The organism is Bradyrhizobium sp. CCBAU 53351 (genome assembly GCF_015291745.1).
Lineage (GTDB): Bacteria > Pseudomonadota > Alphaproteobacteria > Rhizobiales > Xanthobacteraceae > Bradyrhizobium.
In genome coordinates this window covers 3,034,671-3,059,202 of record NZ_CP030059.1, presented here as the reverse complement: position 1 = coordinate 3,059,202, position 24,532 = coordinate 3,034,671, and the positions used below count along the sequence as shown (strand labels likewise).

Below are 24,532 nucleotides of genomic sequence, written 5' to 3'. Positions count from 1 at the left end.
GCCGATCGAGCAAGATCAACTTCCGGATTCGTCGAAACGCCTAAGTCGCACGAACCGCCCGATCGTGATTGAGCGAACTCCGTCAGCCGCGTCCCATGCTGTAGAACTCTGCGTTCGGCCGCATACTGGTGACGTTGGCGAGCCGGTTGGACAGGCCGAAGAAAGCCGTGATCGCGGCAATGTCCCAGATGTCCTCTTCGGTGAAGCCGTGCGATTTCAGCGTGACGAAATCGGATTCGGAAACCTCATAGGCCTCGGTCGAGACGCGCACGGCGAAATCGAGCATCGCCTTTTGCCGGTCCGTGATGTCGGCCTTGCGGTAGTTGACCGCGACCTGATCCGCGATCAGCGGATTCTTTGCGCGGATGCGCAGGATCGCGCCATGCGCGATGACGCAATATTGGCATTGATTGAGGTTGCTGGTCGCAACCACGATCATTTCCCGCTCGGCCTTGGTGAGATTGCCGGGCTTGTCCATCAGCGCATCATGGTAGGCAAAGAATGCGCGAAATTCGTCCGGCCGGTGCGCGAGCACGAGAAAGACGTTCGGAATGAAGCCGGACTTCTCCTGGACGGCCAGGATACGAGCCCGGATGTCGTCCGGCATGTCGGCGAGATCAGGGACAGGGAAGCGACTGATGGCAGGTGCCTGGGTCATGGCTTGGATATCCTCGGGGCTGGTCGATGGGATTCTCTACCCATCGCGTTCCTCATGTTCTTGGCCCGGGTGATTGCAGGACATCCTCGGGCGGTTGCGTCGAGCGCGTCAGGGGTGGTCCGCGGTCGCCCGTAGCGCCCCCCTCCCAGCGCGGCTATCGCCATCAATGCCTGCTTCGACGTCGTAAAGCAATGCGGGCTACCGTAGCCCAGCCCCCCGCGCCGAGCGCGCCGGGGCGATCGCAGGCGCGCTTGTACGCAGACGCCCCCGCCTGCAAGCCCCGGCTCTAGCGTGATGAACTGCTCGAAGAGACCGACGTGCCGCCCGGCACCATCCCCGATCGATCAACCTCGCTCCCGCGGGACTAACAGGTCTTCTTCTGCAGGTGCTGGACGCAGGTGCAGGTGGACGTCGCCGGATATTTCACGTCGTAATAAGGAGGTTTCAACGTGGCCGGGCCGTTCGTCGAGCAGCGCGGGAACAGGTAGTAGCTGTCGGACAGCTTGACCGTGCCCGCGATGGTGAAGCCGAGGTTCGGCGTATAGTCGTAGGACACCTCGCTCAGGATGAGCGAAATGTTGGCGTTGCTGGTGCCGCCCGGCGCGGTGAAGGACGACAAAGTCATCGCCTGACCGACAGTCCTTGCTCCCGACGCACTGGTCGATTTGCTCCATCGCACCGTAGCGTTGCCGCTGGCGTCGGTCGAGACTTCCGAGACCGTGATCGTCATCAAGGACGTGTTGCCGTTCTTGATCGGATATGGGGCCATGGTGGCGGTCGCGGCCGCGAGAATGCCGTCCATCTGGGTCGTGGTAAGGGCCGTGTTCTGCGTGATCATGTCGGCGACGCTGTGCGCGGTCGCGCTGACCTTGACGTTCATCGCAAGCCCGTTGCCGAGCTCGACGCCGCCGATATAGAGCAGCAGCATGAACGGCGTCACGATGGCGAACTCGGTCGCGGCGACGCCGCGGACATCGCTCAACATGTGACGGGCGCGAGACGACAGGGTGGAGATCATCGGGTAGCTCATGGCTCGTTCTGGAACGCGGCGGACGACATGATCAGCCGGTTGCCGTTGCTGAGGTTCGACAGGTTGAAACCGAGCGGACCGAGGACGACCGGCCACTCGTACATGACGCGGAGCACGACGATATCGCCGGGGTCGCCCGGGTCGTACTGCCAGACGTTGGAGACCTTGCCCGTGCCGTCGTAGGTCAGGGTCGGCATCGCCGTGTTCGCGGACGTCCACGAAGTCGCGACCTGCATATCCACCATGAGGCCGCTGCAGCTGAACAGGATCAGGATCTGATCGCAGACCTTCTGCTTGAAGACGGCCTGCGTCATGTTCGCGGACTGAACCTGTCCGGTCATAACGAGACGCGCCGACTGGCGCACGATGGATTCGAGCGTCTGCTGGGCAAAGAAGACGAGAAAGGTCTGGATCAGCGCGATGACGAGGGCGAGGAACGGCGGAGCGATGAGCGCGAACTCGACCGCCGTGGCGCCCCTGCTGTCCCGCGCGAAGGCAGCGCAGCGATTGCGGCGTTTCTTGGTTGCAGCTACACCCGACTCCATCATGGCGCTTCTCTATTGCACCAGGCTGGCCGTGCTTGACGCGACCTTGATGAACAGGTCGGTCAGCGCGTCGGAAATGTTCTGGCCGTTCTGAACACTCTTGTAGAATCCGGGCGATGCGCACGCCTGGAGATTTTGTGCGATCTTTCCGGTCGAGGACGTGGGCTGGTCGTACTTGTCGATCCAGGTCATGTACCAATTATCGGTTTTCTGGATACCGGTATTGGGATCGGCGATGAGCTGCAGATACTCCGTGTAGAGGACAGCGATCTTGATCCCCCTGTCCTTGATGGTCTTGCACATCGTCGTATCGAGCGGCTGCTGGCATCGACTGTTGGAGGCGAAGCTCGCGTTGGGGCAAGTCGCGGAGATCTTGTCCTCGACGCCGTCGGTGACGAGGAACACCACTTCCTGTGGCGTATCGTTCGCCGTGTTGCTGCCAAGCCCGGGGTTAGGCATCTTGTCGTTGAGGCTCTTGAGCGCGCCGGCGATATCCGTGCCGTTGTCGGTCTTGCAGTTGGTCTTCACAACGACGCAGTTCTGGTAGGCGACCGGCATCAGCGAGATGTTGGAAACCTGGGCTCCTGCGGTGGTCGGGGTGGTCAGCGCCGCCAGTTCGTTCAAGCCCAAGTCGAACGTGTAGAGCGCCGCCTTGTAGGTGGTGTTGTTCAGCGCCGCCATGCACTGCATGACGCCCCCCGAAATGCCTGACTGCGGGCAGTTCGACCATGAATTGAGCAGCTGGTTGACGGCGCTCGTCACGAGATCGATGCGGAGGGTGATGTTTCTTTGCCGCGCGATCGCGAGGTTGTCCTTGCTCCCGCCGTCGTGGGCGATATCGGTTTGATGACAGGCGAAGCCGCAATTCTGCGAGGCCGCTGCCGACTGGTAGGCGGAAGAGGTGTACTTGATGAGGTTGCTGATGTCCGTCGCGGTCGCACCGATGCCCATGGACGGCGAGTCATCCATCAGCAGATAGAAATTCATGTTGGGGGCGCTGGATGCCCGCGCCGTCGCCGAACCGGACACCTGCCAGGTCTGCTTGCCGAGAACGCCGGGGAAGTTATTCACGGACTCCGCGGTGTAGGCCACCGTAATGGTTCGCGTGAGCCCTGAATCGCTGACCGTGATCGTCGGCGTCGGCGCGGCCGCCAGCCCGGGAAGGTTCGCTTTCGCGGCAAAGACGGCAGCCGCCGTGTCCTCGATAACGGACTTGGTGGTCTGCGTCAGCATCGCGGGCCGCACGGCCGCGATCGCGGCCGCGTCGGCGGCTGCGTTCAATTGCTCGCGCTTGCGCAAGGCCAGCGTGTAGTCGAGCGTCATGCCCAGGAGAAAGATGATGGGAACCATCGTCAGCGCGAAAATGATGGCGACGTTGGCCTTCCGGTCTGTCGCGAAACAGAGCATTGCGCGGCGGAGCATGAGGTTCATCCTGGCTGCCGTCGTGGCGGCAACGGTCCTTTCCCTGTGACATCGACGGAAGAGGCTGCCCGGTTCGATCCCGGCACTCGCCCATCACGGGCGGAATATGGCGATTGGTCTCTTAATCAACACTTACGGGCATTCCGCAAACCGGAACCTCACATGAGGCAGATGTCTCATATCGAGAAGGCATCATTAATGTCGCTTAAATGCGATCGCAGTGATTGACGCTAAACCCTAAGAAACACCCGTAAAACTCCGGACTGCCCCGATGCGCTTGCCGACAGAACGCGCCTCAGGCGGTCCGGCCGCTCAAACGGCAAATCCGAAACATCCCCACACACGGTCGTCGGCGCGAGCCGCGCCTGCCCGCCTGGCGCTCCGGGGAAGAGGCATATTGCCGTTAGACTCCACGGCGCAAACGTGGACAATGCCCTGACGCACGCCAGCGTGCGCAGTGCACATCAAGATGCGCCAGGGGAAACAAGAAGGGAAACAAATGCCGGCTGCCGGCCCGTCGTCCGAACCCACCATTCCAACCATTCCGCTCACCGCCCAGATCCGCGATTCACTGCGCGCGATCGTGGGCGAGAAGGGCCTGATCGAGGACGAACACGGCAAGCAGCCCTTCGTGACGGATTGGCGCGGATTGCTGGTGGGAGGTGCCGGCGCCGTCGTCCGCCCCGGCAGCACCGAGGAAGTCGCGCAGGTGGTCAAGCTCTGCCATGAGCATGGGATCGCGATCGTGCCGCAGGGTGGCAACACCGGCCTGATGGGCGGCGCAACGCCCTGGCCCGCGCACACCGGCATCGTGTTGTCGCTCGGCCGCATGAACCGCGTGCTGGAGGTCGATGCCACCGGCTACACCATGACGGTCGAGGCCGGCTGCGTGCTGCAGACCCTGCAGGAGACGGCGAGCCGGCACGACAGGTTCCTGCCCCTCAGCCTCGGCGCCCAGGGCTCATGCATGATCGGCGGCAATCTGTCGACCAACGCCGGCGGCGTGCAGGTGCTCCGCTACGGCAACGCCCGCAATCTCGTCCTGGGACTCGAGGTCGTCTTGGCCAATGGCGAGGTCTGGAAGGGATTGCGTGCGCTGAAGAAGGACAATACCGGCTACGACCTCAAGCACCTCTTCATGGGCGCGGAGGGAACGCTCGGCATCATCACCAAGGCCGTGCTCAAGCTCTGGCCGGCGCCGAAGGACGTCTGCACGGCGTGGCTGGCGATCCGCGATCCGCGCGCGGCGCTGGAGATCCTGTCGGAAGCCCATAGCGCGTCCGAGGACAATGTCGGCTCCTGCGAGCTGATGAGCCGCAGCGCGATCGACATGGTGCTCCGTCACATACCCGGCGTGCAGGATCCGCTGAGGGCGGAGACGCCATGGTATCTCCTGATGGAATGGTCGTCGGCGCGCGCACGCCGGGATGGCGCCGAGGGCATGTCCGAGAAGCTGGAGCAATTTCTTAGCCAGCAGCTCGAGGCCGGACGCGTGCTCGACGCGGTGATCGCCCAGACCGGAAACCAGTCGCGCAACATGTGGCGGATCCGGGAAAGCGTCGCGGAGGCCTCGCGCGCCGAGGGGCCGGGGCTCAGCTACGACATCTCCGTGGCCATCTCCAGGATTCCCGATTTCATCGACCTCGGGCTCAAGGCGGCGCTCGAGATTCTCCCGACCATCCGGCCCTATCCGCTGGGGCATATCGGCGACGGCAATCTGCACTTTTCGTTCATGGCGCCCGCCGGCATGGATCAGCAGACGCTGACGCAATACAAGGCCGCCATCACGCGGGCCGTGAACGATCTCGTCACCTCCATGGACGGCTCGATCTCGGCGGAGCACGGCATCGGCATCGACAAGCTCGACGAGCTCAGCCATTACCGTTCCAAGACCGAGCTCGACATCATGCGCACCATCAAGCGCGCGCTCGATCCACAGAACATCATGAATCCCGGCAAGGTGCTTCGGGTGTAGGGGCCCTATTGCATGATCGCGGCCGCGATCTTCTCCGCAGACATCAACACCGGGAAATTAGTGTTGGCGCACGGCACCACCGGGAAGATCGAGGCGTCGACGACGCGCAGGCCCTGGATGCCCTTGACGCGGCCCTGGTTGTCGACCACCGCCATCGGATCGTCAGCGCGGCCCATCCGGCATGAACAGGAGGCGTGCCACACGCCGATGGTGGCCTTGCGCACGAAGGCCTCCAGCGCATCGTCGTCGTTCATGACCTGATCGAAGGTAAAACCTTCGACCACGAAATTGTCGATCATGTAATGGCGCAGCGCGGCCGGCCCGTCCATCAAGGCCGCGGCGATCCTGGTCAGGATCCTGTTCCTTGTATTGACCACGCCGATCTTGCGGACCTTGTCGGTATAGGCGGCCGGGAACGGCTTGTCCGTCACTGTCCTGACGATGTCGCTCATCTGGACCGCAGCCATCTTGCGGAATCCGCTCATCAGCCGATCGAGATCGCGCCGGTCGGACAACAAATTGAACTCGACGAGCGGCTCCGCGGACGGATCGCGCGAGGCAAGCTTGACCTGCCCGGTTTCGGAATAGGTCTTGTTGACGAAGGTCAGCAGCGAGCCGATCTGCTCGCCGACCGCATGCCAGGCCGACTTGGAGAGCAGCACGACGAACATGTCGCCCTTCGGCACATCAGGCAGCCCCGACGAGTAGCGCAGCCCCAGCTGCATGTGGCGCCTGGTGTGCTCGTTCATGCGCGCGCCGCGGCGGACAAAGGACGACAGCGAGATCGAGGGATGATCCATCAGGCGCTGGCCGACGCCCGGCAGACCCATCAGCACGGGAATGCCGAGATCCTTGAGGTGGCCGACCGGCCCGATGCCGGCGCGGAGCAGATGCGCGGGCGAATGGATCGCGCCGCTGGAGAGGATGATCTCGCGTCCCCGGAATTCCTGTTCGCGTCCGCCGACAACGGCCTTCACGCCCACGCATCGCGTGCCTTCGAACAGCAGCTCCTTCACCTGCGTGTTGGTGGAGATGGTGAGATTGGCGCGCTTGCGGGTGTCGCGGTCGAGATAACCCATGGCGGCCGAGACGCGCTGCTCGGCCTGGTTGGAGTGCGTCACCGGGAAGAAGCCGTCGACGAACTCGCCATTCTGGTCGGGCAGGAATCGGTGGCCGGCCTGCTGGAACGCCTCGGCAAAGGCCTGCGAGTGCTTCGTCCAGTGCTCCCTCGGAATCCGGCGGACCGGAATCTTGCCGTCCTTGCCGTGATAGGGACCGTCGAAATCGAGGTCGCGCTCGACCTTCTTGAAAAAGGGCAGCACGTCATTCCACGTCCAACCCTCCGCGCCGCGCGCGTCCCATTCGTCGTAGTCGGTCGGCGCGCCGCGGTTGGCCATCTGGCCGTTGATCGAAGAGCCGCCACCAAGCACGCGGGCCTGCTCGTATTTGCGCAGCGGCGGACGAGCCTCGTTCGGATTGTTGTGGCTGACGACCTGGGTCGTGACCTTCAGCTCGGTCCAGTGGAAGCGCGGATCGAAATAGGCTGTGCCGGGATAGCTGTCTCGAATTTCAGCCGGCTCGTTGCCGGGCGGCGTATCCTGTCCGGCTTCGCACAGCAGGACCTTGTTGGCGCTCCTGGCGGAGAGCCGGTGGGCCAGCACGGACCCCGCCGAGCCGCCGCCCACGATAATGAAGTCATACACGATTGGCGCTTCCTCTTGTTCTTGCCCGGGGAACGTAGCGCGTTCTTATTTGGAGGTCACGATGCAAGCTGCCCGGCAAGATGCCGCGCAGCCGCACCAGCAGCCGAACCTCACGGCCTGATCGTCATGTTCTCCGGCGGCCCCGCTTTGCGCAGCGGCTCGGCAAGCCGCGCGAACTCGCACAGCAGCGAGCGGGTCTTGCGGGGATCGATGATCTCCTCGACCCAGAATTTCTCGGCCGAGCGGAACGGCGAGCGCAGCTTGTTGAGGCGCTCTTGGATTTCCTCCAGCTTGCCCGCCTTGTCCTCGGCCGCATCGATGTCGGCGCGATAGGCGGCCTCGATGCCGCCCTCGAGCGGCAGCGAGCCCCAATAGGCCGAGGGCCAGGCGTAGCGGATCGAGAAGCGGTCGGCCGGCTGGTGCACGACGCCGGCAACACCGAACGCGTTGCGCAGGATCACGGTGCACCAAGGCACGGTGGTCTGGTTTACCGCGGCCATGGCGCGCACGCCGTGGCGGATGGTCGCCGCCTTCTCGGCATCGAGGCCGATCATGAAGCCGGGGCAGTCCATGAGATAGACAATCGGCAGGTGGAAGGTCTCGGCGAAATCGACCCAGCGCACCACCTTCTGGCAGGCATCCGCCGTCCAGGAGCCGCCATAGTGAAAACTGTCGCTGGCCAGCACCATCACCGCCCTGCCCTCGAGCCGCGCCAGGCCGACGATGATGGGCTTGCCGAAATTCTTCGCGACCTCGAAGAACGAGCCCTTGTCCACGACAGACTCGACGATCGGCCGTATCTTGTAGACCTGCTTGCGGTTGCGCGGCACCGCCTTTATCAGCGCGTCTTCGCTGCGCTCGGGATCGTCGGCGCAGGGCAAGGTCGGCGGCAGCTCATAGACCGAAGACGGCAGATAAGACAGGAAACGCCGCGCGCAGGCGAACGCTTCTTCTTCGGTATCGACGGCATGATCGACCGCGCCGGCGCGGGTCTGGATGTCGGCGCCGCCGAGTTCCTCCTTCGAGAGATCCTGCCCCAGCGCCTTCACGACAGGCGGCCCCGCGACGAACATCGCGGACTTCCGGGTCATGATCGAATAGTGGCTGGCGGCAAGGCGCGCCGCCCCCAGGCCCGCCACCGAGCCGAGGCCAAGTGCGACCACCGGCACACGCGACAGGTTCTCCGTCGTGAAGCGGTACCAGCGCGTGCCGCCGATGCCTCCCGGCAAATTGGCTGCTCCCTTGGTCTCGATGGTCTTGACCGAGCCGCCGCCGCCGGAGCCTTCGATGATGCGGACGATGGGCAGGCGGAAGTCGTGCGCCATCTCCTCCGCCATCAACGGCTTTGCCGAGATCGACGCATCAGCCGAACCACCGCGGACGGTGAAATCGTCGCCGACGACCACCACGGTGCGCCCGTCGACGCGCGCCCGGCCGAACACGCAGTTCGCCGGCGTCAATTTTTGCAACTCGCCGCTGCTATCGTATTCACCGATGCCGGAGACGGCACCGATCTCGTGAAAGCTGCCTTTGTCGATCAGCTTGTCGATACGCTCCCGAACAGTCAGCCGGCCCTGGTCATGCTGTCGCTTGACCTTGTCAACGCCGCCCATCTCCCGCGCGAAGGCTTCGCGCCGGGCGAGCTCGTCGAGTTCCGGCTTCCAGTTCATTCACTCCCTCCGAATGGATCGGCTTGTTATTGTTGTGCACGGCCATTGCGACCGGTTTACGCGGGATGCGGTTGTTGAAGACGTCGCCTTCCGCGCCTTCCACCAGACTGCCGAGCGAGCGACCGAGTTCGAGCATCAATGGTGCGACTTCGGCGTGCAGCCGCTCCTCGTCGTACATCGACGAGAGAAGACCGATCGTGATGACCACGAAGGTCTGGTACTGCGGCGACCAGATCGGCACCGCGAGTCCGTTGATGTGCGGGCTCCACAGGCCGCAGGCCGTGACATAGCCGCGCTCACGCAGCGACTGCCTGTTCGCCTCGATGCGGGGCTTGAGGATCTTCGCAGCCTCGGGCGCTTCGCGCTCCATCTCCGCGATGAAGGCATCGCCGACTTCCGGCGACAAGGCCGCGGTGTAGGCCGCGCCCGCGGCCGTCGAGGCCATCGAGATGCGACTGCCGGTGCCCTCGTGCAGACCGAGTGCGGTCGCCGAGCGCGCGAACAGGAGATAGACGAGATGGAAGCGATCCGGAACGACGAAGCCGACCGTTCCCGGCAATTGCTCGGCGACGTCCTGCAGTCGCTGCCGGATCATGCTGCGCAGCTGCGCGCCCTTCATCATCGTCGCGCTCATCGCGACCGCGCTCGGGCCGATGCGATATTTCTGATCGCGCGGCAGGTAAACCAGTTGCCCCATTCGCGTCAGCGTGTGCGTGAGCCGCGACACCGTCGAGCGCGGCAGGCCGCAGCGATTTGAAATCTCGAGATTGCCGAGTCTCGCCTCGTGGCCCTCGAAGCATCGCAACACGTCGAACGCGCGCGAGACCACCTGGATGACATCTCCCTCACCGGCATCGCCAGCGAGCACGCCTTGCCTACTCAACCGCTCGGATCGTCGTCCCATGTTCCCTACCGTCTGTTCCGCTCTGCGGAATTAAATTCCACTTGCAGACGACGCTACCTCAGGCATTTTGCGACGACAACAAAAAGGCGATGGCATGCCAGAAATTAAGATCGTCACCGAAGTCGCGGGACGTGTCTGCGCAACTCCCGTGCAAGTTGGAGGAACCGTTGCGGATGGCGATGAAATTGTGGTGGTCGAAGCGATGAAGATGGAGATACCGGTGCCCTCGCCCGCGAATGGCACGATCACGTCACTTCTGGTGAAACTCGACGACATCGTTGCCGAGGGACAGGCGATCGCGATCGTCGCGAGCTGAGCATTCTCTCCGTCAATTGCGCGACAATCTGTCAGCTTCATCCCCGCATGCGCGGTACGGCGTTGCCATCGTTTGATGGCGGTGACATGATCTGCTGCAAACAAAACGTTGTTTCAAACAAAGAAAGAAAATCTTCGCGGCAAAGCGAGGATCATTGGAGGAAAACATGCTTCGTGGGCTGCTCATACTCGCGCCTGCCTTGGTGGCAGGCATTTCTTTTGCGTCTACACGCTACGCGTTCGCCGAAGACGTCAAGTTGCCGGCGACATTGACTTTCACCGCCTACGACACCGGAACAGCGGGCTTCAACATCGCCGTCGGCGTCGGCAAGATGATGAAGGACAAATACGGCACCGACGTGCGCGTGCTCCCCGCAGGCAACGACGTCGCGCGCCTTGCGCCGCTGCGTGCCAAGCGCGCGGCATCCGCGGCGATGGGATCGGGCACCTATTTCGCGCAAGAGGGCGTGTTCGAGTTCGGCGCGAAGGAATGGGGCCCGCAGCCGCTGCAGATCCTGCTCTCGACCGTCGACTGCAATTGCGGCTCGCTCGGTGTCGCCGCCGACACCGGCGTGAAGGAGCTGAAAGACCTCAAAGGCAAGCGTGTCGGCTTCGTGGTCGGCTCGCCGGCGTTGAACCAGAACTCGCTTGCCGTGCTCGCCTTCGCCGGCCTGACGCAGAAGGACGTCAAGGCTGTCGAGTTCGCAAGCTACGGCGCGATGTGGAAAGGCCTGATCAACAACGACGTCGATGCCGCCTTCGGCACCACCATCACCGGCCCCGCCAAGGAGGCTGAGACCTCGCCGCGCGGCCTGATCTGGCCGCCGCTGCCCGCGAAGGACAAGGAGGGCTGGGCGCGGATGCAGAAGGTCGGCTCGTTCTTCTTCCCGCAGGTCGCGACCTGTGGCGCCGGCATCTCGCCGGAGAAACCCGTCGAACTCGGCAACTACCCCTACCCGATCTTCGTAACCTACGCGTCGCAGCCGGCCGATCAGGTCTATGCGATGACCAAGGCCATGATCGTGAACTACGACGCCTACAAGGATTCCGCACCGGGCGCCGGCGGCCTCGCCGCCGACCGCCAGACCAAGAACTGGGTGGTGCCGGTGCATCCTGGCTCGGTGAAGGCACTGAAGGAAGCCGGGCAATGGAGCGATGCGCAGGAGGCACACAACAACAAGCTGATCAAGCGGCAGGAGGTACTCGGCGCGGCGTGGGCTGATTACGGCAAGTCCAGTCCGCCGTCGGACGACAAGGCGTTTCTCGCGGGCTGGATGAAGGCGCGCGCGGCTGCGCTTGCGAAGGCTGACATGACGAACGGGTTCGAGGAATAGAACGCGATGTTATTGCGCCCGATCGCGGCTCCGCGAGAAGTGCGCTCCCTCTCCCGCTTGCGGGAGAGGGTTTCTCCGCATTGCGATTCCTCAAGGGGCAAGAGCCCTCACACGGCGCTGCGCGCCGACCTCTCCCGCAAGCGGGAGAGGTTAAGGAGCCCGCGGCCCGACCGATTCAAACAACGGCCGTTCGCTTAATCTGCATTCAACTGCCCACGCGCGGGATCGATGATGCCTTCTGCTTCCACCTCCACCGCCCCGCAAGACGCGCCCAAGCGGATTGTGTTCGACGATCCGCACGGTGCCGCCGCTAACATGCAGGAAGCGGAGGTCACGCGCGTGCGCGCGCTTCGCGGCGCCTGGCGCTGGATGCTGGTGGCCGCGACCGCGGCGACCATCCTGCTCTGCATCAACCAGCAATTCTCGCTGCGATTCTTCGTCGGCTATACCCAGCTCAACACGGAGTATTTCTATCTCCTGATCGCGCTGATGCTGCCGTTCACGTTCCTGATCTTCCCCGGTACCGAGCGCGCGCCGCTCGACCGCATTCCCTGGTATGATCTCGTCCTGTTCGTCGTGACCTTCGCCGCGGCGCTGCTGTTGATGTCGAACGTGCGCAAGGCGGCGGAAGCCGGCTGGGAATTCGGCGGTGCACCGAACAATGTGATCGCCGCCGGGCTCGTGATGTGGGTGATGCTGATGGAAGCGCTGCGCCGCACCGGCGGCTGGAGCCTGCTCTTGAGCGTTCTCCCCTTCACCGTCTACCCGTTGTTTGCGGAGTCCGGCTGGCTCGGACCGTTCCGCGGCACGCAATCGACGATCGAACAGGCGACCGCCTATCACGTGCTGTCGGGCGAGAGCCTGCTTGGGATTCCCATCCAGGCCTTTGCCGACACCGTGATCGGCTTCCTCGTGTTCGGCACCGCGCTGATGATGACCGGCGCCGGAAAGTTCTTCATCAACCTCGCCTTCGCGCTGTGCGGCACCTTCCGCGGCGGCGCGGCAAAAGTCTGCATCTTCGCCAGCGGCCTGCTCGGCATGATGTCCGGCTCGATCATCTCCAACGTGCTGACCGCCGGCACCATGACCATCCCCGTGATGAAGAAGAGCGGTTTTCGCGCCTCCTATGCCGGCGCGATCGAGGCCTGCGCCTCGACCGGCGCGGTGCTGGCGCCCCCGGTGATGGGCGCAACCGCCTTCGTGATCGCGCAGTTCCTCAACGTCAGCTACGCCGACGTCGCGCTCGCCGCGATCATTCCGGCGGTGCTTTACTACGTCGGCCTCTTCATGCAGGTCGACGCCTACGCCGCCCGCCACAAGCTGAAGGGCATTCCGCGCGCCGAGCTGCCGCGCATCATGGATACGATCAAGGACGGCTGGTACTACGTCTTCGTCATCGCGCTCTTGATCGTGATGCTGCTCTACTTCAAGCGCGAGAGCCACGCGCCGTTCTATGCCACCGCGCTGCTGCTGGTGCTCAACCAGTTCTTCTCGAAGGATACGCGCTGGACGTTCGCGACCATCGGCAAATTCCTCGAGGTCAACGGCCGCACCTTCGTCGAGCTCGTCGGTATCCTCGCCGGCTGTGGCCTCCTGATCGGCGCGTTCTCGATGACGGGCGTGGTGTCGAGCCTCGCCAACGACTTGCTGCATATTGCAGGCGACAATCCCTTCCTGCTGCTGGCGATGTGCGCCCTCACCAGCCTGATCCTCGGCCTCGGGCTGACGACGACGGCCTGCTACATCTTCCTCGCCATCCTGGTCGCGCCCGCGCTGGAGAAGCTCGGGCTGAACAGGATGGCGGTGCACATGTTCATCTTCTATTGGGGCATGCTGTCGTCGATCACCCCGCCGGTCGCGATCGCGTCCTTCGCCGCCGCAGGCATCGCCGGCTCCCCGGCGATGAAGACGGGCTGGGAATCGATGTGGGTCGGCAGCATCATCTATTTCCTGCCGTTCTTCTTCGTGCTCAATCCGGCGCTGGTGCTGCAGGGGCCGAGCCCGTATCTGGCCGGGTTCGGCCTGATGGGGCTCGCGGCATTCGGGACGCTGTTCATCTGCGGTGGCATTCAGGGCTACCAGCCCTTCGTCGGTGACTTGCGCGGGACGGGCAGCCTGGAATGGCCGATCCGCGTTCTGCTGGTGATCGGCGGCTTCGTGGTGGCGACGCCTGGCGGCGGGATCATGCCGCTGTCGCAGCTGCAGGTGACGCTGCTGGGACTTGCGATCCTGGCGCCGACGGCTCTGCTCGCCCTGCTGCTGGTCCGGCGGCAGACCATGGTGCCGCACGGGTTGCGCGCTCCCTGATTGCGTTGCACAAGTGAGGCGATGACACCTCTCTCGCCTCTTGCCACCGCCTGGACCCGCTCGAAGCCGCCTTTGCTGCGGTTTCTGGACAATTGCCTCAACGAATTCTCTGCCGAAACCTCGGGCAGTGTCGCCGATTACATTCCCGAGCTGAGCAAGGCCGACCCTGCCTATTTTGGCATCAGCCTGGCTACGCTGGACGGCCATGTCTATGAGGTCGGCGATTCCAGGGTGCCCTTCACCATCCAATCGATGTCAAAACCGTTCGTGTTCGCGCTGGCGCTGGACCTGCTCGGCGCCGGCAAGGTTGAGAGCGCGATCGGTGTCGAGCCCTCCGGCGATCCCTTCAACTCGATCCGGCTCAATGCGGAGAACCATCCGTTCAACCCGATGGTCAATGCCGGCGCGATCGCCTGCACCGGGCTGATCTACGACAGCAAGGGCGCGGAGGCCTTCGAGCGAATCCGGCTCGCCCTCGGCCGCTTTGCCGGACGCGATCTGGATGTGGACGAAGCCGTCTACGCCTCCGAAAGCCAGACCGGCGACCGCAACCGCGCGATCGCGTATCTGCTCAAGACCAACGCGGTGATCTCAGACAACGTCGCCGCGGTGCTCGACGTCTATTTCCGGCAATGCGCCGTGCTGGTGACCGCACGCGACATCGCGGTGATGGCGGCAACGCTGGCCAATCGCGGCGTCAATCCGGTCACGGGCGAGCAGGTGCTGACGCCATACGCGATCTCGCGCGCGCTCTCGGTGATGACCTCGTCGGGCATGTACGACTATGCCGGCGAATGGATCTACCGGATCGGCATTCCCGCCAAGAGCGGCGTCGGCGGCGGCATCCTGGCGGCGCTGCCCGCTCGACTCGGTCTCGGCAGTTACTCGCCAAAGCTCGACAAGCACGGCAACAGCGTGCGCGGCATCAAGGTCTGCGAGGCGCTGTCGGCGCATTACGACCTGCACATGCTCAACCGCAGCGACGATGCCCGCAACGCCGTCATCGCCGATTACGATATCGGCAAGAGCCCGTCGCGCCGCGTGCGCCGGGCGCAGGAGCGCGAGATCCTGGCCGCGCACGACCAGGCAGTACGCGTGATCGAGCTGGTCGGCGTGCTGTCCTTGTCCGCGGTCGACTACGTGACGCGCAGGCTGGCGGGGCAACCGCGGCCGCAGATCGTCGTGTTCGACCTGCATCGCGTCACCTCGACCACCCGCGCCGGGGCGCGGCTCGTTGCCGAAGCGTTCGAGGAGCTTGCCGCACTGAATGTCACGGTCGTGCTGTCCGGCGTCAGGCGTGCGTCCAGGGAATGGGACTCTTTGCGCGAATGGACCGCCGAACTGAAGAACGTCCGCGACTTCTACCTGCTAGATACCGCGATCGAATGGGCGGAAGACCAGATTGTCTACCGCTATGGCGGCTCGATCGATTTCCACGAGACCACCGAGCTTGCCGAGCAGCCGCTGCTCGAAGGCCTCAACGAAGAAGAGCTGACGGATCTCGCCTCGATCTGCACGATCCGGACCTTTCAGGCCGGCGCGAAGATCATCACCACGGGCGATCCCGCCTCCTCCCTGTTCTTCCTGCGCAGCGGCGCGGTGCATGTCACGCTGCCCGACGGCGTGCGGCTGGCGACGCTGACCGCCGGCATGGCCTTCGGCGAGATGGCGCTGCTGGAGACGACGCGCTCGGCCGACGTGTTCGCCGACATGGCGGCGACCGCGTTCGAGGTCCCGCTGAAGGATTTTGAGCGTTTCCGCAAGCAGCACCCGCACGCCAGCGAGCGCGTCATGCGAAATCTCGCGCAGCTGCTTGCCGACCGCCTGATCGTCGCCAATGCGAAGGTGGATATTCTGACGTCGACGTGAGCGGCCTCATTCACCAGAGGTCGTCATGCCCGGGCCTGTCCCGGGCATGACCCTGCGGAGGGACTGTCGCCCGCGAACGTACACGTTTGCTCAGCGGCTCGCCGCCTCGCTCAGCCGCCGCTTGATCTTCCTTGCGCTGGCTTCCAGCAGCTCGGACGGCTGCTGGCCGGTGGCCGCGCACAGGCAGGCCCAGTAATAGATGACATCGCCGAGCTCATCGACCAGACCCGCCTTGTCGAGCCAGTCGTCGCGCAGCAGCTTCTTGATGTGGTCGGCGACCTCGCCGGATTCACCGGCGAGGCCGAGACCGAGATAGGACAACCGCTCGTTGGACGGATGCTCATCGACCTTCGCGATGGTCGCAGCCCAGGCCGCATATTCGTCGATCGTCATCGGCATCCCTCGCCGTTTCTGTCGGCTCAGCCCACCACTTCGGTAACAGGCTGAAGGTCGATCTCGAAAGTCTCCAGGAATTTCGAGGTCATGATGTAGAAGCCGACCGAGAGCTGCAGCTCGACCAGCGCGGCCGGCGTCAGCTTCGACGCGATCGCCTTGAAGGTCACATCGGTCGGCTTCTTCAGCTTCACGATCTCGTCGGTGAAGGCGAGCGCGGCGCGCTGCACCTCGTTGAAGCAGGTCGCGGCCTGCCAATTCTCGAGCGCCTCGTTCTGCTCGTCAGTGACGCCGACATTCTTGCCGATGCGCTTGTGCGCGACGATCTCGTACGGCGCCTCGCACAAGATGCCGGTGCGGGTGATCGCGAGCTCGCGGACGACAGGATCGAGCTCGCCCTTGTGGCGGATCGCGCCCCCGAGCCGGCAGTACTGCTCGAAATAGCTCGGCGAGTGCGACATCATGCGGAAGATATTGGCATTGCGGTTCTTTTCGAGGATCTCGCGGGTGCGGTCTGATGCCTTGGACGGGTCGCTGTACGGAATGCGGGCCATGATTTTCCTGAAGTTTTCCCTGAGTTTTTGATGCTTTTTGTAGGTACCGGCGAGATTTCCCTGAAACTCTATTCTTGCACCGACGCCGGAGCAACATCATCGAGTCAAAATGCCGCCGCATTGCTGATCGACCTTGAGACAGTCGATATTCGCCGTGTGGGGACACATCGCGGTGAGTACTCGAGAAGTGGGGTGTTCCGAGTAAAACAATTGGCCGTCGGGTGCGCTTGCCGCACAACGATGAGTCACGCCCAAGTCTAGGGAGAAAACGGCATGAAGGAAGCCACCAAGGGGGCGGCCTCGGGAGCGCTCGCGCATATGCTGGCGGTGACGGCGATGCTGGTCATCGCCAGCATCTTGTTCTACGGGCGTTAGTCAGCGTTGTGTGAGAGTTTTCGTCATTCCGGGGTGGCTCTCGCACAGGCCAGGCCCAGAATTCCCGTTCCAGGCTCGGTCTCTCAGGACCGCCCCCGAATGACGAATCCCATCGTTGCTCCGTAGCCCGGATGAAGCGAAGCGCAATCCGGGAAAGTCCAACAGCGAGGTGAGGACCCATTACGCTTCGCTCCATCCGGGCTACGGCAATCCCAATCTCACTATTTCTGTTTGGCGAAGAACGGCACGAGCTTTCCGGCGAACAGCTTGAAGCTCGCAACGACCGAATCGCCGATGGCGAGGTCATTCTCGCCGTGCGCCATCATGCGAAATCCCTCGGCGCAATCGACCAGCAGGATGTTGTAGGGCACGTGCGCCCGCGTCTCGGGCGTAGCGGCGCGGCAGACCAGCGAGGTGGCGTAAACTCTACCCTTGCCGCTGGCGCGCAGCTCGCGCGGATTCGATTCGCCGCACGCCGCGCAGAAGGCGCGGTGAAAATATTGCACATGCCCGCATGAGGTGCAGGCCTGGTAGGTGATGGCCTCCTCGCCCTCGGTCCAGTCTGCCACAGGCTCACTCATCGCACGCGCTCCAGGAACATGCTGACGTGCGACGACAGCACACCGCCGTCGCCATGCAACAGGGCGATCGAGGCGTCGCGCACCTGGCGATTCGCCGCCCGCCCCGTCATCTGCAAATGCGCCTCGACCAGATGCGCCATCGCGCCGCCGACACCGCAATGGCCATAGCTGAGCAGCCCGCCATGGGTGTTCAACGGCATCGCACCATCGCGGCCGAAATGACCCGCACGCACCTGCGCCGCCGCCTCGCCCCGAACGGCAAGGCCGAGGTCTTCCAGCAGCATCGCGAGCGTGATGGTGAAACTGTCGTAGATCGCGGCGTAGCGGACATCGGAGATCGCTAGGCCCGTGGCCTGCTTGGCGCGCGCGATCGAAATCTCGGCACCGAGTTCACTCAGCGCCGGCGCGGCCGTGACATGCTGATGCGTATGCGCCTGGGCGCAACCGCGGATGCGCACGCCCGCGTCCCCGGTCCGCTCGCGGCTGATGACGAAGGCCGCGCCGCCGTCGGACACCGGGCAGCAATCGAGCAGCTTGAGCGGCATCGCCACCGGCTTGGAGGCCATGACGTCGGCAATCGTGATGGGATCGTGGAATTGCGCGCCGGGATGGGTGCAGGCGTGCGCGCGCATCAGCACGGCGAATTCAGCGAGATCTTCTTCGGTCACGCCGTATTCGTGCATGTAGCGGTTTGCGACGAGGCCGTAATAGGCGGGAATGGTCGGCCCGAGCGGCACCTCGTAATCGGGATGGCCGACCTGCGCCAGCGCCTGGATCGAGGCGTCGCGGCTCTGCCCGGTGAGACGGTTCTCGCCGGCGACGACGAGTACGTGGCGCGCAACGCCGGCTTCCACGAGATGATGCGCCAGCATCGTCATCGCGAGCCCGGTGGCGCCGCCGACCTGCACGGCGTGGGCGTAAGACGGGCGGATACCGAAATGTTCGGCGAAGACGGTCGCGAGCATGATGTGCGGTGAGACCGTGGAATAGCCGCAGAGGATGCCGTCGATCTCGCTGCGCTTCAGCCCGGCATCGTCGAGCGCGGCTTGCGCGGCCTTGCTCATCAGGTCGAGCGAGGATGCGCCTTCGTGTCTGCCGAAGGGCGTGAGGCCTACGCCGGTGATGAAGCTCATGCTCTCTCTCCGCTGTCATTCCAGGGCGGCCCGAAGGGCCGAACCCGGAATCCATCGCGCCGCGTGTGCGGAGGACAGATGGATTCCGGGCTCGCGCCGAGGTGGGCGCGCCCTGGAATGACGGATGAGAGATTTATCGTCATTCCCTACTCCGGCGCCGCGCGCGTGACGCCGTCGCGCACCATGGCGGCGATCTCATCGGCCGAGTAGCCGATCTCGCGAAGGATCTCCGCGCCGTGCTCATTCAGTCGCGGTGCCAGCCGCACCGGCTCGGCTTCGGTCTCCGACCAGCTTGCCGTCACCTTCATGCTGCGGATTGGCCCCTCCGTCGGGTGGGTCACGACCGGGAAGAAATTCGTCGCCTCCAGATGCGGATCGTGCAGGATCGAGCCGAGGTCGTGCATCGGCATGACGGGGACGTCGGCCTTGGTCAGCAGGTCGATCCATTCGGCCGTGGGGCGCGTCTCGAAGATGCGGGCAAGCTCGGCATAGACGACGTCGATGTTGGCGGCGCGGCCGGCGAAGGTCGCGAATTTCGCATCGGCGCGCAGGTCGTCGCGTCCCGTCGCCTTGAAGAAATTCTCCCACTGCTTGTCGTTGTAGACGATGACGCTGAGATAGCCGTCCGAGGTCTTGTAAGGGCGGCGGTCGCGCGAGAGGTGGCGGGCATAGCCGCCCTTGTCGAGCGGCGGCTCGTAAGTGAGGCCGGCCATATGGTCGCCCATGACGAAGCCGGCCATGGTCTCGAACATCGGAATGTCCAGACGCTGGCCGCGCCCGGTGCGGTCACGATGGACGAGGCTGGCGCAGATCGCGCCGACGGCGGTGAGGCCGACGATGCGGTCGACCAGCGCATTCGGCACGTAGCGCGGCACGCCGTCGCCGGTCTGCGCCATCAGCGCCGGCAGAGCCGTGGCACCCTGGATCAGATCGTCATAGGCGGGTTTTGCCGCGTACGGCCCGTCCTGGCCGAAGCCGAACACGCCGGCATAGACCAGGCGCGGATTGATGGCGGAGACGACGTCGTAGCCCAGCTGCAACCGCGCCATCGCCTGCGGGCGGACGTTGTAGACGAGGACGTCGGCGTCCTTCAGCAGCCTCAGCACGACCTCGCGTCCCGTGGGCTTCTTCAGGTCGAGACAGATCGAGCGCTTGCTGCGATTGGTGTTGAGAAACACCGGGCCCATGCCGGCGTGGCGCATCGGGCCGATCAGCCGGGTGACGTCGCCGTCGAGCGATTCCACCTTGATGATTTCGGCGCCATAGTCGCCGAGCATCTGGGTCGCATAGGGCCCCATCAGCACGGTGGTCATGTCGACGACCTTGACGCCCTTCAGCGGCCCCATCGTTCGCTCCCGATTGCGCGGGAGCCAAGGCGCGGCCCCGCGATTGGGTCCAGCTAAAGGCAGCGAGGCCGCGCGCACAAGGGCGGCCGGCGTATGGCCGCATGCGCCGCGCGGCGTTACCGGACGCTATTTCTTCTGGCGGGATTCGCGGATCTTGAGCAGCCGGTCAAGCTCGTCGTTCTGCTGGCTGATCCGGTCGGCGATACGCGACTCGTTCTGCTCGCCCGAGGCGGCCGCGGCCTGCTCGATGAGCTGGCGGATATTGTCCTCGAGGATCGCGATGCGATCGTTGAGTGCGTCGAGGGAGAGAGAGTCTTCGTAGTCATTGCTCATGATGCATTCCCTGCAAATCAATCAGGAGCTTTAAGGGCCGCTGGCCGGCCCACCATGATCTAGCGCAAAGGTCGTAGGGTGGACTTAGCCGCATGCGTGATCCAGAGGTGGGTTACGCCGGCACCTGCGCTTCGCGCAGCCGCAGGCTAACCCACCCTACAAGAGCCTATTTCAGCGGCTCCAGGATGGAGACGTAGTTGGCGACCGCGGCCCCGCCCATGTTGAAGATGCCGCCGAGCTTGGCGTTGTTGAGCTGCATGCCTTCGGGCGCCTGGCCTGCGAGCTGCATCGCGGTCATCACGTGCATGGAGACGCCGGTGGCGCCGATCGGATGGCCCTTGGCCTTCAGGCCGCCGGACGGATTGACCGGCAGCTTGCCGTCCTTGAGCGTCCAGCCCTCCTTGATGGCGCGGGCGCCCTGCCCCCGCGGCGTCAGGCCCATCGCTTCGTACTCGATCAGCTCGGCCACCGTGAAGCAGTCATGGGTCTCGACGAAGGAGAGATCGCCAAGCGTCACGCCGGCCTGCTCCAGCGCGCGCTGCCAGGCGACGGTGCAGCCTTCGAACTGCAGGATGTCGCGCTTGCTCATCGGCAGGAAGTCCTGGGCATGCGCGGTGGCGCGGAAGCCGATCGACTTGCCCATGGTCTTGGCGGTCTCGGCATCCGCCAGCACCAGCGCCGCGGCGCCGTCGGAGACCAGTGAGCAATCGGTGCGCTTGAGGGGACCGGCGACGTAAGGGTTCTTCTCGCTCTCGGCGCGGCAGAAGTCGAAGCCGAAATCCTTGCGCATCTGGGCGAAGGGATTGGCGACGCCGTTCTTGTGGTTCTTGGCCGCGATTAGCGCCAGGGCGTCGGACTGGTCGCCGTATTTCTGGAAATAGGAGCTGGCGATCTTGCCGAACACGCCGGCAAAGCCGCCGACGGTGTCGCCGTCCTCGGGCAGATAGGAGGCTTTGAGCAGGTTCTTGCCGATCTCCGGACCCGGCGTGCGCGTCATCTGCTCGACGCCGACGACGAGGACGATCTTGGCGGCGCCCGCGGCAATCGCGCGCAGGCCCTGATGGACGGCGGCCGAGCCCGTGGCGCAGGCGTTCTCGACCCGGGTGGCCGGCTTGAAGCGCAGCTTCGGGTCGGCCTGGAGCACCAGCGAGGCGGTAAAATCCTGCGCCGAGAAGCCGGCGTTGAAATGGCCGAGCACGATCTCGTCGACATCGCCGGCCGAAATGCCGGCATCGGCCATCGCCTCGTTGGCGACGCGGGTGACGAGGCTTTCGACGGTCTCGGTGTCGAACTTGCCGAACGGCGTATGCGCCCATCCGACGATGCTGGCGGTCATGGTCTTTTCTCCCTGGCGGTCTCTTGCTGACCTAAGTCTTAGCGCAGGGATGGCAAGACTTCACGCAGGTTTAAGCGCCCCGAGGGTGCGCTGGCAGATGGCAGTTATGCCGGCCCAGTTCCCGGCCCTGACCTCGGCCGCCGGGCACAGCCAGGAACCGCCGACGCAGACCACGTTCGGCTCGGCCAGCCAGCTCGCCGCATTGGCCTCACCGACCCCGCCGGTCGGGCAGAACCGCACGTTCGGGAACGGACCGCCGAGGGAGCGCAGGCCCTTGATGCCGCCGGCCTGCTCGGCCGGGAAGAATTTTGCGACGTCGAAGCCATGGGACAGCGCCATCATCAGCTCGGACGCCGTGGCTATGCCCGGCGCGAACGGCAAGGAGCTATGGGCGGCCGCCTTGAGGAGGTCGGGGGTCAGGCCCGGGCTGATGGCGAACGCGACGCCGAGCTTCTCCACACGGGTGAAGTCGGCCGGATTGAGGACCGTGCCGATGCCGACGACAGCCTCGGGCACTTCGGCCATCATCGCCCGCGCCGCCTCGATCGCAACGGGGGTGCGCAGCGTCACCTCCAGCGTGCGGACGCCACCGGCGACCAGCGCACGCGCCAGCGGCACTGCGTCCTGGATGCGCTCGATGGTGAGAACGGGAATGACGGTCGCCGCCTTGAACAGCGCGACGAGGTGGTTCTGTTGGGCAGCAGTGGGCATCTCGTGGATCTTTTCGCTTTACTTGGTCGCTTGGCGCGTGGCCGCCGGCCGGTGCCGCTTCTTCGGCGGCATGGCATAGCCTGGAATAATGGCGCCGGGATAGCAGATCACGAGGCTGGCGAGGCGATGCCCGGCCTGGGCGGCCTCGACCGGATCGGAACCGGCGAGCCTGGCGGCAATGTAGGCGGCGGCAAAGCTATCGCCGGCCGCCGTGGTGTCGACCACGGGCTTGGTCATGGGCTCGGCGCGGACCTCGTGCGTAGCCCCGGGAACGCGCAGCAGGCTGACCGGCTCGGCGAGGCGGAACACCAGCTCGGGCGTCGGGATGCGCGCCATCAGTTGGTCATTGCTCTCGGCGGGATAGAGCGCAAGCAGATCCTCGGTCGAGGTCAGCACGATGTCGGCGGCCGCGAAGGCTGCGGCAAACACCTCGCGCGCGACGTCGCGGTCCGGCCAGCCCCGCGCGCGAAAATTGGTGTCGAACACGAAGCGGGTGCCGAGCAGGCGCGCGCGCTTGATCGCCGCGAACAGGCGATCGCGCCCCGAAGCGTCGTAGATCGAGAGCGTGATCGCGGAGAGATAGACGATGTCGTAGCTCATCAGCGAATTGAGCAGCTCGTCGGTCTCCGGCAGGCACATCAGCTGCCGCGCCGCCGCGCTGTCGCGCCAGTGAAAGAACTGGCGCTCGCCCTTCGCATCCGTCTGGATCATGTAGAGGCCGGGCAGCTTGCCCGGGATCCGCACGACGCGTCTGGTGCCGACATTCTCCGCGTTCCAGGCGGCGATCATCTCATCGCTGAGAGCATCGTCGCCGAGCGCGGTGAGATAGTCGACCTTGACCTCGAGCCGCGCCAGATAGACGGCGGTGTTGAGGGTATCGCCGCCGAAGCCGCGTGAGTAAAGGCCGCCCCCCTGCCCGGCAGACGCGCCGCCTTGCGCCTGCCTGAGCTCCACCATGCATTCGCCGATGCAAGCAACGCTCGCCATCACCAGGGCCCGCTCTGTCGGAGATCAGGCGACGAAATTGCCGCCGAGCTCGTCTTCGATGTGAATGCGGATGATGTCGTCGAAAGTCTTCTCGGCCGTGGTGAAGCCGAGCTCGAGCGACCGCTTGGCGTTGAAATTGCGCGGCCAGCCGCCGACGATGCCGACGATGAAGGGATCGGGCTCGCGCTTGATGCGCGCGGCGACCTTGTCGCCCGCAACCCGCTTCAACGCCGCGATCTGCTCGCCGACCGTGGCCGACAGGCCCGGCATGGTCAAATTGCGGCGCGGGCCGACGGCAGCGAGATCCATGGTGCCGGCGTGGAGCAGGAAGCCGACGGCCGAGCGCGGCGTGGCGTGCCAGTGACGAACGTCCTCGGACACCGGAAGCACCGCTTCCTTGCCGGCCAGCGGCTCGCGCAGGATGTTGGAGAAGAAGCCCGACGCCGCCTTGTTGGGCAGGCCGGGCCGGATGCAGATGGTCGGCAGGCGGATGCCGATGCCATCGAGGAAGCCGCGGCGCGAATAGTCGGCCAGCAGCAGCTCGCCGATCGCTTTCTGCGTGCCGTAGCTCAGCAGCGGGGTGTGGAAGAACTCGTCGCCGATCGCATCCGGGAACGGCGCGCCGAACACCGCGATCGAAGACGTGAAGACCACGCGCGGCTTGTAGCCGCCGCCGACGAGCCTGATGGCATCGAGCAGCATCCGCGTGCCGTCGAGATTGATGCGGTAGCCCTTGTCAAAATCGAGCTCGGCTTCGCCGGAGACGATGGCGGCGAGATGGAAGATCACATCCGGGCGGCCGGCGATCAGCTTTTCGGCCGCGTCGGGGACTGCGAAATCGCCCGACACCGTCTCGACCGGGAAACCAGCCTTCTCCGGCTTCTTCGGCTCGACCACGTCATGCATGGTCAGTTTCGTGATGTCGCTCTTGCCGAGCCGGCCGTCGCGCAGCAGCCGTTCACAGAGCTTGCGGCCGACCATGCCGGCGGCGCCGAGAACCAGAATGTGCAAGAGCTCAACTCCTTCTTATTGGCCCGGAGCGCACCGCTCC

The 24,532-nt window shown here is 64.6% G+C and carries 22 protein-coding genes; 5 read left to right on the top strand and 17 right to left on the bottom strand.

The features are described 5' to 3' along the window. Positions 1 to 82: 82 nt before the first annotated feature. The 4 genes from XH83_RS14195 to XH83_RS14180 form a co-directional block, all read right to left on the bottom strand. Positions 83 to 658, bottom strand: coding sequence for a peroxidase-related enzyme (locus tag XH83_RS14195; RefSeq protein WP_194407584.1), 576 nt, complete (start codon positions 656 to 658; stop codon positions 83 to 85). A gap of 364 nt (positions 659 to 1,022) precedes the next feature. After that, positions 1,023 to 1,676, bottom strand: a complete 654-nt coding sequence (locus tag XH83_RS14190) for a TadE/TadG family type IV pilus assembly protein (RefSeq protein WP_194408264.1) — start codon at positions 1,674 to 1,676, stop codon at positions 1,023 to 1,025. An 8-nt stretch (positions 1,677 to 1,684) separates the two neighbouring features. Further along, positions 1,685 to 2,236, bottom strand: coding sequence for a TadE/TadG family type IV pilus assembly protein (locus XH83_RS14185; protein WP_371746349.1), 552 nt, complete (start codon positions 2,234 to 2,236; stop codon positions 1,685 to 1,687). Between the two features lie 9 nt (positions 2,237 to 2,245). Next, positions 2,246 to 3,640, bottom strand: a complete 1,395-nt coding sequence (locus XH83_RS14180) for a TadE/TadG family type IV pilus assembly protein (protein ID WP_246776502.1) — start codon at positions 3,638 to 3,640, stop codon at positions 2,246 to 2,248. A gap of 514 nt (positions 3,641 to 4,154) precedes the next feature. Between XH83_RS14180 and XH83_RS14175 the strand changes: the two genes are divergently transcribed. Beyond that, positions 4,155 to 5,630: an FAD-binding oxidoreductase gene (locus XH83_RS14175; protein ID WP_194407582.1), complete on the top strand. Its 1,476-nt coding sequence runs from the start codon at positions 4,155 to 4,157 to the stop codon at positions 5,628 to 5,630. A 5-nt stretch (positions 5,631 to 5,635) separates the two neighbouring features. Here XH83_RS14175 and XH83_RS14170 read toward each other — a convergent pair whose 3' ends face one another. The 3 genes from XH83_RS14170 to XH83_RS14160 all read right to left on the bottom strand — a co-directional run bounded on the left by XH83_RS14170 (position 5,636) and on the right by XH83_RS14160 (position 9,907). Next, on the bottom strand, positions 5,636 to 7,333 hold the full coding sequence (locus XH83_RS14170; RefSeq protein ID WP_194407581.1) for a GMC family oxidoreductase: 1,698 nt from the start codon (positions 7,331 to 7,333) through the stop codon (positions 5,636 to 5,638). 110 nt (positions 7,334 to 7,443) lie between these two features. Then, entirely contained in the window at positions 7,444 to 9,003 is a 1,560-nt protein-coding gene (locus tag XH83_RS14165; protein ID WP_194407580.1) for an acyl-CoA carboxylase subunit beta, read from the bottom strand. Then, a complete protein-coding gene (locus XH83_RS14160; RefSeq protein ID WP_194407579.1) occupies positions 8,933 to 9,907 on the bottom strand; it encodes an IclR family transcriptional regulator in 975 nt (324 codons plus the stop codon). Before XH83_RS14160 ends, XH83_RS14165 begins: the two co-directional genes overlap by 71 nt. A gap of 94 nt (positions 9,908 to 10,001) precedes the next feature. Here XH83_RS14160 and XH83_RS14155 point away from each other — a divergent pair, with 94 nt between their 5' ends. The 4 genes from XH83_RS14155 (at position 10,002) to glsA (ending at position 15,732) form a co-directional block, all read left to right on the top strand. Beyond that, positions 10,002 to 10,223, top strand: coding sequence for an acetyl-CoA carboxylase biotin carboxyl carrier protein subunit (locus tag XH83_RS14155; protein WP_194407578.1), 222 nt, complete (start codon positions 10,002 to 10,004; stop codon positions 10,221 to 10,223). A gap of 166 nt (positions 10,224 to 10,389) precedes the next feature. Further along, entirely contained in the window at positions 10,390 to 11,556 is a 1,167-nt protein-coding gene (locus XH83_RS14150) for a TAXI family TRAP transporter solute-binding subunit (RefSeq protein ID WP_194407577.1), read from the top strand. A 231-nt stretch (positions 11,557 to 11,787) separates the two neighbouring features. Then, positions 11,788 to 13,863 (top strand): TRAP transporter permease, encoded by a 2,076-nt coding sequence (locus XH83_RS14145; protein ID WP_194407576.1) that lies wholly within the window; start codon positions 11,788 to 11,790, stop codon positions 13,861 to 13,863. A 21-nt stretch (positions 13,864 to 13,884) separates the two neighbouring features. Continuing rightward, positions 13,885 to 15,732, top strand: a complete 1,848-nt coding sequence (glsA, locus tag XH83_RS14140; RefSeq protein ID WP_194407575.1) for a glutaminase A — start codon at positions 13,885 to 13,887, stop codon at positions 15,730 to 15,732. 90 nt (positions 15,733 to 15,822) lie between these two features. Here the strand turns inward: glsA and XH83_RS14135 are convergent, their stop codons facing one another. The 10 genes from XH83_RS14135 to denD form a co-directional block, all read right to left on the bottom strand. Then, on the bottom strand, positions 15,823 to 16,125 hold the full coding sequence (locus XH83_RS14135; protein ID WP_194407574.1) for a nucleoside triphosphate pyrophosphohydrolase family protein: 303 nt from the start codon (positions 16,123 to 16,125) through the stop codon (positions 15,823 to 15,825). Positions 16,126 to 16,151: 26 nt separating this feature from the next. Beyond that, the gene (locus tag XH83_RS14130; RefSeq protein WP_194407573.1) at positions 16,152 to 16,679 is read right to left on the bottom strand and encodes a carboxymuconolactone decarboxylase family protein; all 528 of its coding nucleotides are present in this window, start codon (positions 16,677 to 16,679) and stop codon (positions 16,152 to 16,154) included. Positions 16,680 to 17,275: 596 nt separating this feature from the next. Continuing rightward, positions 17,276 to 17,635 (bottom strand): Zn-ribbon domain-containing OB-fold protein, encoded by a 360-nt coding sequence (locus XH83_RS14125; protein WP_194407572.1) that lies wholly within the window; start codon positions 17,633 to 17,635, stop codon positions 17,276 to 17,278. Continuing rightward, positions 17,632 to 18,768, bottom strand: a complete 1,137-nt coding sequence (locus XH83_RS14120; protein ID WP_194407571.1) for a thiolase family protein — start codon at positions 18,766 to 18,768, stop codon at positions 17,632 to 17,634. Before XH83_RS14120 ends, XH83_RS14125 begins: the two co-directional genes overlap by 4 nt. A gap of 146 nt (positions 18,769 to 18,914) precedes the next feature. Next, the gene (locus XH83_RS14115; RefSeq protein WP_194407570.1) at positions 18,915 to 20,114 is read right to left on the bottom strand and encodes a CaiB/BaiF CoA-transferase family protein; all 1,200 of its coding nucleotides are present in this window, start codon (positions 20,112 to 20,114) and stop codon (positions 18,915 to 18,917) included. Between the two features lie 126 nt (positions 20,115 to 20,240). Next, on the bottom strand, positions 20,241 to 20,447 hold the full coding sequence (locus tag XH83_RS14110) for a hypothetical protein (protein WP_194407569.1): 207 nt from the start codon (positions 20,445 to 20,447) through the stop codon (positions 20,241 to 20,243). A 166-nt stretch (positions 20,448 to 20,613) separates the two neighbouring features. Next, positions 20,614 to 21,783 (bottom strand): acetyl-CoA acetyltransferase, encoded by a 1,170-nt coding sequence (locus XH83_RS14105; RefSeq protein WP_194407568.1) that lies wholly within the window; start codon positions 21,781 to 21,783, stop codon positions 20,614 to 20,616. Positions 21,784 to 21,843: 60 nt separating this feature from the next. Continuing rightward, positions 21,844 to 22,494 (bottom strand): bifunctional 4-hydroxy-2-oxoglutarate aldolase/2-dehydro-3-deoxy-phosphogluconate aldolase, encoded by a 651-nt coding sequence (eda, locus tag XH83_RS14100; protein ID WP_194407567.1) that lies wholly within the window; start codon positions 22,492 to 22,494, stop codon positions 21,844 to 21,846. A gap of 18 nt (positions 22,495 to 22,512) precedes the next feature. Then, positions 22,513 to 23,481 (bottom strand): sugar kinase, encoded by a 969-nt coding sequence (locus tag XH83_RS14095; protein ID WP_194407566.1) that lies wholly within the window; start codon positions 23,479 to 23,481, stop codon positions 22,513 to 22,515. Between the two features lie 24 nt (positions 23,482 to 23,505). Further along, positions 23,506 to 24,492: a D-erythronate dehydrogenase gene (gene denD, locus XH83_RS14090; protein WP_194407565.1), complete on the bottom strand. Its 987-nt coding sequence runs from the start codon at positions 24,490 to 24,492 to the stop codon at positions 23,506 to 23,508. Between the last annotated feature and the right edge of the window lie 40 nt (positions 24,493 to 24,532).